The following is a 12,004-nucleotide window of genomic DNA, read 5'->3' as shown; positions in this document are numbered from 1 at the left end:
GCGACGGGCACATTGTCAACATCTCCAGCGTTTTCGGGCTGTTCGCGGCGCCCGGCCAGGCTGCCTACAACGCGGCCAAGTTCGCCGTGCGCGGGTTCACCGAGGCGCTGCGCCAGGAGATGATCGTCGCCGGCCATCCGGTGAAGGTGACGACGGTGCATCCCGGCGGCATCAAGACGGCGATCGCCCGCAACATGGAGACCGTGGAAGGCCTGGACAAGGAGGAGCTAGCGCCGATGTTCGACAAGCTGGCCAAGACCTCGCCACAGAAGGCCGCGCGGATCATCCTCGACGGCGTCCGCAAGAACAAGGCCCGCGTGCTGGTGGGTCCGGACGCCAAGGTGCTGGACATCCTCGTGCGCCTCACCGGTTCTGGCTATCAGCGGCTGTTCGCTGCGGTGACGTCGCGAGTCATGCCCGCATCGCAGTGAATCGGGAGACGCCATGGATGTGTTTCAGCAGAAGGTCGCCGTGGTCACCGGTGCCGGTTCGGGCATCGGGCAGGCGCTCGCAACCGAGTTGGCAAGGCGCGGTGCACAACTGGCGATTAGCGATATCGATGCCGAGGGACTAGCGGACACCGAGCGGCAGATCCGCGAACTGGGTGCGGAAGTCAAAGCGGATCGCCTTGACGTCACCGAACGGGAGGCATTTCTCGCCTACGCCGACGCGGTCAACGAGCATTTCGGCACGGTCAACCAGATCTACAACAACGCCGGCATCACGTTCCTGGGCGATGTCGAGGTCACGTCGTTCAAGGACTTCGAGCGGGTTTTCGATATCGACTTCTGGGGCGTCGTCAACGACACCAAGGCGTTCCTGCCACACCTGATCGCGTCCGGCGACGGCCATGTCGTCAACATCTCCAGCATGTTCGGTTTGTTCGGAGTGCCAGGTCAGGCGTCATACAACGCCGCCAAGTTCGCCGTGCGGGGGTTCACCGAAGCACTGCGCCAGGAGATGAGGCTGGCAGGTCATCTGGTGAAGGTGACGTCCGTGCATCCCGGCTACATCAAGACGTCGATCGCCCGCAACAAGACCGCCGCCGACGGTGTCGACAAGAACTCTGCCGTTGCGACCTTCGACAAGGCGGCGATCACCAGCCCGCAGCGCGCCGCCAAGATCATCCTGAAGGCGGTCGCCAAGAACAAGGCCAGAGTGCTGGTGGGGCCGGACGCCAAGATCTTCGATTTGATCGTGCGAGTGACCGGCTCGGGATATCAACGACTGTTCATCCAAATGAACAAACGTCTGCTGCCGCCCACGAGGTAGCGCACGCTCGACCGCCCGCGAGCGTGCGCAGAATGCCGCGCTGGAACGGCGTGTCGGCTTCAAACACGCACGCTCGCGGAAAGAGGGTTAGCGGCTGGTCCCCAGCGGGTGTTCGGCCAGAAACGCGTCGGCAACCGCGGCCGGGTCGGCTCCGTCGGCCACCTGGCGCCGCATCCGGGCCAACGCGGCGGTGTCCAGCACACCGGCGATCTCGTTGAGCGCCAACACCTGCCGCTCGGACAACTCGTTGCGGCGATACAGCGGCACCAGATTCTCGGCCCGGATCAACGACGTCTTGTCGGACAACACCACGAGCTCCGACGGGATGTTCGGGTCGGCCGTTGTCGTCCACGCCGCGTTGATCTGCCCAACCCGCAGCGCGGCGAATAACGTTGCGTCGTCGGGAAATTCGCGTGGCTTCATCTCGCACAACCCGACAGCGGCCGGTCGAGGGACACCAGCGACCCGGCCGACCTTCAGCTTGTCGCAGTTTCGCAAGAGCGCCGCCACATCCCGCCCACCCCAGGCGTCGACGGTGGCCTCGGTGACGGCAAGCGCGGGTTTGTCCTCCGCGGAGGCGGTGTAGTCGCCGGCAGCGATCCCTTCGGGCAGCGCCGAAGCCAGCGCGCGGTACACCTGCGCGTCCGCGCGTGCGGTCGCATCCGGCTGGAACCGCTCCAGCAGTCGGCCGGTGAACCCGGGCACCACCCGGATCGCCCCGGAGTCCATCTCGGTCAACGGGTCGGGCGCCGACCCGACATGTGCTTCGGTGCCGTAGGACCGCAGCGCCGCCGCGTACAGGTGGGCGACCAGCGCCGATTCGGCGTCGTCACCCGATCCGACGGTGATCGACGGCCCCCCGGTCGGGCCACCGCAGCCGGCGAGCGCGATTGCGACCAGCGCAATGGCCAGTCGGCGGACAACCATGGGCCGATCAGACGTTCGCGGCCGCCGCGACGGCCTCGGCCACGGCGGGCCCGACCCGCGGGTCCAGGGCACTCGGCACGATCCGGTCGGCGGCCAGATCGTCGCCCACCACCGAGAAGATCGCATCGGCGGCGGCCAGCTTCATCTCCTGGGTGATCCGGCGGGCGCCGACATCCAGCGCGCCGCGGAACACCCCGGGGAACGCGAGCACATTGTTGATCTGGTTCGGGAAGTCGCTGCGGCCGGTCGCGACCACCGCCGCGTGCTTGGCCGCCAGGTCGGGATGAATCTCCGGGTCCGGGTTCGACAGCGCGAAGACGATTGCGTCGGGCGCCATCGTGGCAATGAGGTCTTCTGGAACCACACCCGCCGACACCCCGAGGAAAACATCGGCCTTGTCGAGCGCCTCCACCAAACCGCCGGTGCGCCCGGAAGGATTGGTGCGCTGCGCCAATTCGGCCTTGATCGGGTTGAGGTTCTCCCGTTCGGTGTGCACGATGCCCTGCGAGTCCAGCACGGTGATGTCGCTGATGCCCTTGGCCAGCAGGATATTCGCGCAGGCCACCCCGGCGGCCCCGGCACCGGAGATCACCACCCGCAGCGCGGTCATGTCCCGGTCGAGAACCTTCGACGCGCCCAGCAGCGCGGCGAGCACGACGATCGCGGTGCCGTGCTGGTCGTCGTGCATGACCGGGCAGTCCAGCGCCTCGATGGCGCGCCGTTCGATCTCGAAGCAGCGTGGCGCCGAGATGTCCTCGAGGCTGACGGCGCCGAACGTGGGCCGCAGCCGCACCAGGGTTTCGACGATCTCGTCGGAATCCTTGGTGTCCAACACGATCGGGATCGAGTCCAGGCCGCCGAATTCCTTGAACAGCGCGCTCTTGCCCTCCATGACCGGCAGTGCTGCCGCCGCGCCGATGTCGCCAAGCCCGAGTACCGCGCTGCCGTCGCTGACGACGGCCACCAGCCGGCTCGCCCAGGTGTAGCGGGCGGCCAGGGTGTGGTCGGCGGCGATGGCGCGGCTGACCTGCGCGACGCCCGGGGTGTAGGCGATCGACAGCGCGCGCTGAGTGTCCAGCGGGGACTTCAGCTCCACCGAAATCTTCCCGCCCACGTGCGCCTCGAAGATCTCCTCGTCGCCGATGACGATCTGCGGGCTTTCTGGCCTATCGGACACGGACCTAAGGGTAGCGGGCCTAATTATCGAAACCGCCGACGGGCTGGGCGGACCGCGTTCAGATCAGGCCGAGCTCGGTGACCGCCTTCCGCTCGTCGGCCAGCTCGGCGGTCGTCTTGTCGATCCGGCCGCGGGAGAAGTCGTCGATCTCCAGGCCACCCACGATCGTCCAGTTGCCGTCCTTGGTCGTCACCGGGAACGAGGAGATCAGACCCTCGGGCACGCCATACGAACCGTCGGAGAGGACCGCCATCGACACCCAGTCCCCCTTGGGGGTACCCAGCAGCCAGTCGCGGGCGGCATCGGTGGTCGCCGACGCGGCCGAGGCGGCCGAGGACGCACCGCGCGCGTCGATGATCGCCGCGCCACGCTTGGCGACGGTCGGGATGAAGTCGCTCTCGATCCAGTCCTGGTCGTTGACGACCTCGGCCGCGTTCTTGCCGCCGACCTCGGCGTGGAAGATGTCGGGGTACTGGGTCGCCGAGTGGTTACCCCAGATCGTCATCTTCTTGATGTCGGTGACCGCGGCACCGGTCTTGCGGGCCAGCTGCGAGAACGCCCGGTTGTGGTCGAGGCGGGTCAGCGCGGAGAACCGCTCGCGCGGGATGTCGGGCGCGTTGGTCATCGCGATCAGCGCGTTGGTGTTGGCCGGATTGCCGGTGACGCCGATTCGGACGTCGTCGGCGGCAACCGAATTCAGCGCCTTGCCCTGGGCGGTGAAGATCGCGCCGTTGGCCTCGAGCAGGTCGCTGCGCTCCATCCCAGGACCGCGAGGACGGGCGCCGACGAGCAGGGCCAGGTTCACCCCGTCGAAGATCTTGGTCGCATCGGCGCCGATCTCCACACCTGCCAGCAACGGGAACGCGCAGTCGTCGAGCTCCATCACCACACCCTCGAGCGCCTTCAGCGCGGGCTCGATCTCGAGCAGCCGCAGCTCGATCGGACGGTCCGGGCCGAGCAGGGAGCCACTGGCCAAGCGGAACAGCAGGCTGTAGCCGATCTGACCGGCGGCGCCGGTGACGGCGACTTTGAGGGGAGTTGCGCTCACGTCACGTGCTCCTTGGGAAGACAATGGTTCGCGACGAAACTAGCGCACTGAGATCAATCGACGAGAGGGGCCCCAATGACCACGGTTGCGGTGCCGAAGGCCGTTCACTTCGGAGCCGACGAGCTGCCGTTCGTCGACATCGGCGACGGCTCGAAACTGAAGGTGATTCAGGTGAAGGAGGCCGAGGGCCTCTGGATCGTGGAGAACGTGTTCCAGGCCAATTACGTGGTACAGCGTCACAAGCACACCGGGCCGGTCTACGCGTATACGACGTCGGGGGCGTGGAAGTACAAGGAGTACGACTACGTGAACCGGGCCGGCTCCTTCCTCTACGAGCCGGCCGGGTCGGTGCACACCCTGCAGGTCCTCGAGGACGACACCCACGTCTGGTTCCAGATTTATGGGGCGAACCTGAACCTCGATGCCGACGGCAATGTCGAAAGCGTCGTCGACGGGGCGCTCACCCTGGCGGCCTATCTCATGTTGTGCGAAGCCGAAGGCCTGCCCCGGCCGAACGTCCTCACCGGGTGATCGTCGCAGGCAGCACGCGTAGCATGGACCGAGGCTAATAGACCTGCGCTGCGACGGGAGATTGACCCGATGCCATCGTTTCGCGCGTTGCCTCCATCACTTCGACCCGTGCGGGCCAAGTATGCCCACCCGGATGCACAGGGCGTTCACATTCCGGTTGCGCGCGCCATGGTCGACTGCGGCGTCTATGTCGACGGTAAGCGGCTGCCCGGCAAGTACACCCACGCCGCCGCACTTTCCAAAGTGCACGAACTGGAGCAAGCGGGCAAAGACCCCTTCGTGTGGATCGGCCTGCACGAGCCCGACGAGCACCAGATGCAGGCCGTTGCCAATGTGTTCTCCCTGCACGAGCTGGCCGTCGAGGACGCGGTGCACGCGCACCAGCGGCCGAAGCTGGAACGCTATGACAAGACGCTCTTCCTCGTTCTCAAGACCGTGAACTACATCGAGCACGAGTCGGTCACCAAGGCGAGGGAGATCGTTGAGACGGGCGAGATCATGGTCTTCGTCGGGCCCGACTTCGTGGTGACGGTCCGGCATGGCGAGCACGGTGAGTTGGCTGGGGTGCGTAAGCGAATCGATAACTCCCCCGCGATCCTCAAGCTGGGCCCCTACGCGATCATGCACGCGATCGCCGACCATGTGGTGGACAGCTACCTCGATGTGGCCGACCTTGTCGAGACCGACATCGACACGATGGAAGAGGACATCTTCTCGCCGCGGTCACGCACCAACATCGAATGCATCTACCTGCTCAAGCGGGAGGTCGTCGAACTGCGCCGCGCCGTCAACCCGTTGACGCTGGAGCTGCAACGGATCCTCTCCGACCACAACGACGTGATCTCGATCGAGGTTCGGCGTTACATGCGCGACGTGCTCGACCACAACATCCAGGCGTCCGACCGGATCACCAGCTACGACGACATGCTGACGTCGCTGGTGCAGGCCGCGCTCGGCAAGGTCGCCATGCAGCAGAACATCGACATGCGCAAGATCTCGGCCTGGGTCGCCATCGCCGCCGTGCCGACGGCGGTGGCCGGCATCTACGGGATGAACTTCGAGCACATGCCCGAGTTGCAGTGGACCTGGGGCTATCCCGCGGTGCTGTGCCTGATGTTCTGCATCTGCTTCCTGTTGTATCGCACATTCCGTCGCAATCACTGGCTTTAATTGGGAGAGGACGCTCGGCGCGTTGGGTCGAGCACGTCCACGCGATCGGTAAGCCAGGCCTTGCGCATCGCTTCGGCACCCTTCAGCCGCACCCACGCCGCCTCGGTGGCGGTGATCGGTGTTGCCGACAGCACGGCGACCGGTTCACGAGGCGTTGGCAGCTTTACATCACCAATATCGCTGTCGCCCAATAGGAAAGCGGTAAAGGGCCCGCCGTCCCATAGCGGTGATTCCAGGTCCACCAGCGCGTCGGGTGCCAGCACCAGGCCCTCCACCGCGGGGGCGGCCCCCAGCACCGCGACACTGCGGGCAAGCCCGGTTGGTGATGGTCCGCGCAGCGAGACCATCACCTCCGCGCGGGGGCCGCGCAGCGGATCGGCGGCGATGTCGGCGGGGTCGGTCATCGGATGCCGCGAGCAGCCCAGCGACACATAGTGGTGGACCCCGTCATCGTCCGGTCCGAAACGCAGTACCCCGATGGGCTCGGTGCCGAGGAACGTCACGCTGGCTGAGTCGGGATCGCCGGTGATACCGGCCCCGGCGAAGTACGCGCGCAGGTGAGCGCGAACCTCCGCGAGGACATCGGTCACTCGGCGGACGGTGCCTTCGGTTCTTCGCGCTCCCCGTTCGCCGGCGGAATGGTGAGATTCATACCGGTGTCGGAGTTGAAGATCGCCAGCTTGGTGGTGTCGAAAGCCAGCTCCACCGTCTGACCCGGCCTCGCCTTCGACTCTGTGGAAACCCTTGCCACGAACTCGTTTTCGCCGACACCCGATTCGGCGGCGAGCTCGGCCAGCTGCGCAGCATGCGCGCCGGCACCCTCGGTGGTGAAGTGGACGTACTTGTCCGCACCTAGCGATTCGACGAATTCGACCTTCGCCTCGAAGGTCAGCGCCCGGAGCCGCTGATAGGTATCGATCAGTGAAGCATCCTCGAGATGCTCCGGTCGGATACCGACGATCACGTTGGTCGGCGGGTTGTGCTGGGACAGCACGTCATGCACCTCTTGGGTCAACGTGACGTCACCGAACGACAGCTTGACCCCGACATCGGTCATCGTCGCCGGGAAGAAGTTCATCGCGGGCGATCCGATGAACCCCGCGACGAACAGATTTGCCGGCTTCCCGTAGAGCTCCTCCGGCGTTCCGATCTGCTGGGCCTCCCCGGCCCGCAAGACCACGACTCGATCACCCAGCGTCATCGCCTCGGTCTGATCGTGCGTCACGTAAACCGTGGTGGTTCCCAACCGGTTCTGCAACCGTGCGATCTCCGACCGCATCTGCACCCGCAGCTTGGCGTCGAGATTCGACAGCGGCTCGTCCATCAGAAACGCCTTGGGGTCGCGGACGATCGCGCGGCCCATGGCCACCCGCTGACGCTGACCGCCCGACAACTGGGCGGGCTTGCGATCCAGAAATTCGGTCAGGTCGAGGATCTTCGCGGTTTCCTCGACCTTTGCCGCGACTTCGGCTTTCTTCACCTTCGCCAGTGTCAACGGGAAGGCGATGTTCTGCCGGACGCTCATGTGCGGGTAGAGGGCGTAGGACTGGAACACCATCGCGATGTCACGGTCCTTCGGCGCCTTCTCGTTCACCCGCTCGCCGCCGATCCGCACCTCCCCGGACGAGATCTCTTCCAGGCCGGCGATCATGTTCAGGGTCGTGGACTTTCCGCAGCCGGACGGGCCGACCAGGATGATGAACTCGCCGTCGGCGATGGTGACGGAAAGATCCTTTACGGCCGTGGCGCCGTCGGGGTAACTCTTGGTCACCCGGTCCAACACAATCTCGGCCATCGAACTACCCCTTTACCGCGCCGGACGTCAAGCCAGCGACAATCCGTCTTTGGAAGATTAGAACAAAGATGATGATCGGAATGGTGATGACCATGGCGCCGGCCGCAATTGATCCGGTCGGCTCCTCGAACTGCGAACTGCCGGTGAAGTTGGCGATCGCCACCGGCGCGGTGATCGCGCGCTCGGTGGCCGTCAGCGACAACGCGAGCAGCAGGTCGTTCCAGGCGAAGATGAACACCAGGATTGCCGCTGTGACGATGCCCGGCGCCGCCAGCGGCGCGATCACCTTGCGGAACGCCTGAGCCGGTGTCGCGCCGTCGATTTTGGCCGCCTTTTCCAAATCCCAAGGGATTTCCCGGAAGAACGCAGACAGCGTGTAGATGGCCAGCGGCAGCGCGAAAGTGATGTACGGGATGATCAGACCGGCCCAGGTATCGAACAGGCCGATCCGTCGCTCGATGTTGAAAAGCGGTGTCACCAGCGAGATCTGAGGAAACATGGCTATCAGCAAGGCAACGCCGACCAGCAGTCGCTTGCCCGGAAAGGCCAGCCTGGCCACGGCGTAAGCGGCCATGCCCCCGACAATCACCGCGATCAGTGTCGTGATCAACCCGATGCCGATGGAGTTGATCAGCGCCGAACTGAATGCCTCGCCTTGGAAGATGCCCTTGTAGTTGTCGAACGTCACCTGCGACGGAATCAGCTTGCCGTCCTTGACCGTCGCGGTCGACTTGAGCGACAAACTCAGGATCCACAGCACTGGAAACAGCGCGTAAATGACCACCAGGATGTCGACGACGATCCATCCCGTCGCGCGCCTGGCACTGACCCGTTCAGGCACGTCAGCGCCTCTCCTGGTCGGATCCGGGGGCCGACGCACCGAAAAACTTGATGTAGATGAAGGCGATGATCGCCACCGACAGGAAGATCAGCACGCTGATGGCCGAACCGATGCCGAGGTTGAACGCCTTGAACAGGTTGTCATAGCCGAGGATCGACACCGAGCCGGTGTTGTTGGCCCCTCCGGTGAGGATGTAGATGTTGTCGAAGATCCGAAAGGCGTCAAGGGTGCGGAACAGCAGAGCCACCAGGATGGCCGGTTTGATCAGCGGCATAATCACCCGCAGCAGCCGCTTCCACGCTCCCGCGCCGTCGATTTGGGCGGCGTTCAGCAGTTCCTGCGGCACCAGTGCCAGTCCGGCCAGCAACAGCAGCGCCATGAACGGGGTGGTTTTCCACACCTCGGCGAGGATCACGATGGCCAGCGATGGCAGCTGTTCGGTCAGCGGCGCGCTGCCCTCTGGCAGCAGATTGGCCAGATAACCGGTGCCCGGCGTCCACGCGTAATACCAACTGTAGGACGCGGCGACGGTGACAATGCCGTACGGAATCAGGATCGCGGTGCGCACGACGCCCTTGCCGAAGATGGTCCGGTGCATCACCAGCGCCAGTGCCATGCCGAGCACGAACTCGATGGCCACCGAGATGACGGTGATGGCGAGCGTCACGACGAAGGCCGTCCACCAGTACCGATCGGTCAGCACGGTCTGGTAATTGGCGAATCCGATGAATGCGGTGTCCTCGGGTTCGGCGAGGTTGTAGCGCTGCAGGCTCAGCCACACCGCATAGCCGATGGGATAGGCAGTGACCGCCAGCATCAGTATCACGGCCGGCGCGATCAGCAGGTAGGCCAGCCGGCGTTCTGAGCGGGTGTCCTCGGTCCGGCCGACGGCAGTCGACGCCGTTGGCTCGGCAATGGCGGTCACGGAATCAACCCCTTACCGTCGATCGCCTTCTGCACCTGTTCGGCGAGTTCGTCGGCCGTTTTCTCCGGATCGATGTCGGTGATGGGGGCCAGCGTCACCGACATCCTGGTCGACACCGATTGGTACACCGGGGTCGCAGGCCGGACAGCGGCGTTCGTGAGCTGCTGGCGAATGATCTCGTATTGCGGGTACTTGGCCTGGAAGGACGGGTCGTCATACAGCGAGGCCCGCACCGCGGGCAGGCCGCCCTCCACCGAGGTGTAGCGCTGATTCTCGACATTGCGCAAACAACGGATCGCCTCGAACGCCTCGGCCTTGTGTCGACTCGTTTTTGCCACCGCAAGGTTCAGGCCGCCAAGGGTGACGTTGGCGGCCTGCCTCGGCTGCACACCCGGATACGGTGCGAACCCGAAAACCTTCTTGCTGGCGTCGAATGCGGCCTTGAACTGTTCGTCGGACGGCGAGAACGTGCCGACATCGTTGATGCTGCCGGCCAGCGCGGGATCGTTGTTGAGCGGCAGGAACGGTACCCCGCCCTTGACCGCGTTCTCCAACAACGAAGGCAGCACGTAGGGCCAATTGACCTCCAGCGCCGCTTTGCCTTGCTCGAACGCGAGGCGCGCGGTGGTTTCGTCGGTCTGGGTGATCGACGGGTCGGCGCCCGGCGCGGTGGCAACGTCTTTGATGATCGTCAGCGCCGTGACGGTGGCCGCGCGGTGCTCGGGTGTGTCGGTCAACGTGACGGTCTCGCCGTCCTCGGACAACACCTGACCGCCGGCGCTCTCCAGCAGCGTGTTGAACCACACCACCAGACCCTCGTACTGCTTGCCCTGCACCGCGATCCAGCTGGGCCCGCCCTCGGCATGCAACCGCGTCGCCTCGGCCACCATGTCGTCCCATGTGGTCGGCGGTTCATCCATCAAATCCGCTCGGTACCAAAGCAATTGGGTGTTCGTAGTAATGGGTGAGGCGTACAGCTTGCCCTCCCACTTCGCGGTCTGGAGCGGTCCGGGCAGCGTGTTGGAGGTGGCGTCGGCCTCGGCCTGACCCCCCGGATCCTCCGACAGCGGTACCACCCAGCCGGCCTCCGCGAACTCGGCGGTCCAGACCACGTCCATTGCCATGACGTCCAGCGATGCATCGTTTCCGGTGAGTCGTCGGGCCAATTGCAGCCGTTGCTCGTCGGCGCTCTTCGGCAGGTCGCGCTGCTCGATCCGGAAGCGGCCGCCGAGTTGTTCGTTGCAGCGTTGGGCGACGGCCGTGAAGGTCGCCGACTCGTTAGCCGGCGTGTAGTAGCTGATTACCAATCCGCCGCTGTCCGAGCCGCAGGCCGTCATCACGGAGGCCGTCGTCACCGCGGCCAAGGCCGCGGCACACAGTCGACGTGCGCGCACCAGCCGCCTCCCGTCCGTGGGGAACCCCCCGCGCCAGAACCGTAGAGCCAGCTGCGCGTGATTTGCAACACTTTCTGCCCGCGCGTCGCAATAGTGACCTGCGGCGGCGCCAGATTTGGGGGTTAGATGGTCAAGCGCGCCAGCAGATCCCGACCCTTCTCGGCGTTCTGCGGGTCGCACAGCACGTCATAGCGACCCGCGACAAGCTGCATGGTCGAGCTGAAATCTCTTGTGCCGCGCGCCATCGTATATGGGATCGCGGAGGTGATCAGACCGAAGAACACACCGGCGATCAGGCCGGTCACCAGCGCACTCCACGGGTTCGGGCTGAAGAAGCTCAGAATCAGCCCGATGAACAGGCCGAGCCAGGCACCGGTGAGCACCCCGCCGCCGAGCACCTTGGGCCAGCTGAGCCGCCCGGTGACCCGCTCGACCTGCATCAGGTCCACCCCGACGATCGTCACCTGCTGCACCGGAAACTCTTGATCCGAGAGGTGGTCCACCGCCCGCTGCGCCTCGGCGTATGTCGGATACGAGCCGATCGGCCATCCCTTGGGCGGGGTGGGCAAGTTAGCCGGCCCACCTCGTCTCGCCGTCGGGGCGCCGGGTGTCGCGCCGGGATTCGGTCCGGGCTGGAAGGGACTGGTCATCGATTCTCATTCTCCTCTGTCGCGCCACGATTGTCTTGGCCTCTCCAGCTCAACGGGTAGCCGGGCGCGTTGGTGCCCCGCGACAACGCAGCCACGGATAACCAGCACATACGCTAGGTTGAACAGCATGACAAATCCGGGCGGGGACTCCTCCGAAACGCCACAATCCGACTCGGGCTCAGGGTCGTCGGAGCCGTCACCCGGCGGCTACGAAGCGGCGCCAATCGAGCAGTCACAGCAGCCGCCGGACCAGCCGGCCGAGGCGCCCGGGTAC

13 protein-coding genes are annotated in these 12,004 nt (G+C 65.2%); 4 read left to right on the top strand and 9 right to left on the bottom strand.

Annotated elements, in window-relative coordinates; translation table 11 throughout:
- Together ACRDU5_RS04185 and ACRDU5_RS04180 are read left to right on the top strand one after the other, a co-directional pair.
- Positions 1-431 (top strand): SDR family NAD(P)-dependent oxidoreductase (locus ACRDU5_RS04185; protein WP_526613047.1); only part of this gene is annotated, 431 nt, incomplete at its 5' end.
- Between the two features lie 13 nt (positions 432-444).
- Complete coding sequence (locus ACRDU5_RS04180) at positions 445-1,272, top strand: SDR family NAD(P)-dependent oxidoreductase (protein ID WP_526613046.1); 828 nt, start codon at positions 445-447, stop codon at positions 1,270-1,272.
- Between the two features lie 87 nt (positions 1,273-1,359).
- Here the strand turns inward: ACRDU5_RS04180 and ACRDU5_RS04175 are convergent, their stop codons facing one another.
- The 3 genes from ACRDU5_RS04175 to ACRDU5_RS04165 are packed head-to-tail and all read right to left on the bottom strand — an operon-like array spanning position 1,360 to position 4,424.
- Positions 1,360-2,199 (bottom strand): glycine betaine ABC transporter substrate-binding protein, encoded by an 840-nt coding sequence (locus ACRDU5_RS04175; protein ID WP_526613045.1) that lies wholly within the window; start codon positions 2,197-2,199, stop codon positions 1,360-1,362.
- 7 nt (positions 2,200-2,206) lie between these two features.
- Complete coding sequence (locus ACRDU5_RS04170) at positions 2,207-3,376, bottom strand: NAD(P)-dependent malic enzyme (protein ID WP_526613043.1); 1,170 nt, start codon at positions 3,374-3,376, stop codon at positions 2,207-2,209.
- A 58-nt stretch (positions 3,377-3,434) separates the two neighbouring features.
- Positions 3,435-4,424 carry a malate dehydrogenase gene (locus tag ACRDU5_RS04165; protein WP_526613041.1) on the bottom strand — a complete coding sequence of 330 codons (990 nt, stop codon included), beginning with the start codon at positions 4,422-4,424 and terminating at the stop codon, positions 3,435-3,437.
- A 75-nt stretch (positions 4,425-4,499) separates the two neighbouring features.
- Here ACRDU5_RS04165 and ACRDU5_RS04160 point away from each other — a divergent pair, with 75 nt between their 5' ends.
- On the top strand, positions 4,500-4,955 hold the full coding sequence (locus tag ACRDU5_RS04160) for a 2,4'-dihydroxyacetophenone dioxygenase family protein (RefSeq protein ID WP_526613040.1): 456 nt from the start codon (positions 4,500-4,502) through the stop codon (positions 4,953-4,955).
- A 69-nt stretch (positions 4,956-5,024) separates the two neighbouring features.
- Positions 5,025-6,125: a magnesium/cobalt transporter CorA gene (gene corA, locus ACRDU5_RS04155; protein WP_526613038.1), complete on the top strand. Its 1,101-nt coding sequence runs from the start codon at positions 5,025-5,027 to the stop codon at positions 6,123-6,125.
- Here corA and ACRDU5_RS04150 read toward each other — a convergent pair.
- The 6 genes from ACRDU5_RS04150 to ACRDU5_RS04125 all read right to left on the bottom strand — a co-directional run bounded on the left by ACRDU5_RS04150 (position 6,122) and on the right by ACRDU5_RS04125 (position 11,730).
- A complete protein-coding gene (locus tag ACRDU5_RS04150; protein WP_526613037.1) occupies positions 6,122-6,715 on the bottom strand; it encodes a suppressor of fused domain protein in 594 nt (197 codons plus the stop codon). The two genes, corA and ACRDU5_RS04150, sit on opposite strands and share 4 nt — an antisense overlap.
- Positions 6,712-7,920, bottom strand: coding sequence for an ABC transporter ATP-binding protein (locus tag ACRDU5_RS04145; RefSeq protein ID WP_526613035.1), 1,209 nt, complete (start codon positions 7,918-7,920; stop codon positions 6,712-6,714). Before ACRDU5_RS04145 ends, ACRDU5_RS04150 begins: the two co-directional genes overlap by 4 nt.
- A gap of 4 nt (positions 7,921-7,924) precedes the next feature.
- The gene (locus tag ACRDU5_RS04140) at positions 7,925-8,761 is read right to left on the bottom strand and encodes a carbohydrate ABC transporter permease (protein WP_526613033.1); all 837 of its coding nucleotides are present in this window, start codon (positions 8,759-8,761) and stop codon (positions 7,925-7,927) included.
- Position 8,762: 1 nt separating this feature from the next.
- Entirely contained in the window at positions 8,763-9,686 is a 924-nt protein-coding gene (locus ACRDU5_RS04135) for a carbohydrate ABC transporter permease (RefSeq protein ID WP_526613032.1), read from the bottom strand.
- Positions 9,683-11,080: an ABC transporter substrate-binding protein gene (locus ACRDU5_RS04130; RefSeq protein WP_526613030.1), complete on the bottom strand. Its 1,398-nt coding sequence runs from the start codon at positions 11,078-11,080 to the stop codon at positions 9,683-9,685. The genes ACRDU5_RS04135 and ACRDU5_RS04130 overlap by 4 nt, the downstream gene beginning before the upstream one ends.
- A gap of 122 nt (positions 11,081-11,202) precedes the next feature.
- Complete coding sequence (locus tag ACRDU5_RS04125) at positions 11,203-11,730, bottom strand: general stress protein (RefSeq protein ID WP_526613029.1); 528 nt, start codon at positions 11,728-11,730, stop codon at positions 11,203-11,205.
- Positions 11,731-12,004 lie beyond the last annotated feature (274 nt).

The organism is Mycobacterium sp. (assembly GCF_050701515.1).
Taxonomy (GTDB): domain Bacteria; phylum Actinomycetota; class Actinomycetes; order Mycobacteriales; family Mycobacteriaceae; genus Mycobacterium.
Note: the sequence above shows the minus strand (reverse complement) of the source record. Positions and strands in the feature narration are given on the sequence as shown.

Bases quoted from the DNA above. Each gene is read 5' to 3' on its own strand.
- ACRDU5_RS04180 (WP_526613046.1), top strand. From the start codon at position 445: ATGGATGTGTTTCAGCAGAAGGTCGCCGTGGTCACCGGTGCCGGTTCG.
- ACRDU5_RS04175 (WP_526613045.1), bottom strand. From the start codon at position 2,199: ATGGTTGTCCGCCGACTGGCCATTGCGCTGGTCGCAATCGCGCTCGCC.
- ACRDU5_RS04160 (WP_526613040.1), top strand. From the start codon at position 4,500: ATGACCACGGTTGCGGTGCCGAAGGCCGTTCACTTCGGAGCCGACGAG.
- corA (WP_526613038.1), top strand. From the start codon at position 5,025: ATGCCATCGTTTCGCGCGTTGCCTCCATCACTTCGACCCGTGCGGGCC.
- ACRDU5_RS04145 (WP_526613035.1), bottom strand. From the start codon at position 7,920: ATGGCCGAGATTGTGTTGGACCGGGTGACCAAGAGTTACCCCGACGGC.
- ACRDU5_RS04125 (WP_526613029.1), bottom strand. From the start codon at position 11,730: ATGACCAGTCCCTTCCAGCCCGGACCGAATCCCGGCGCGACACCCGGC.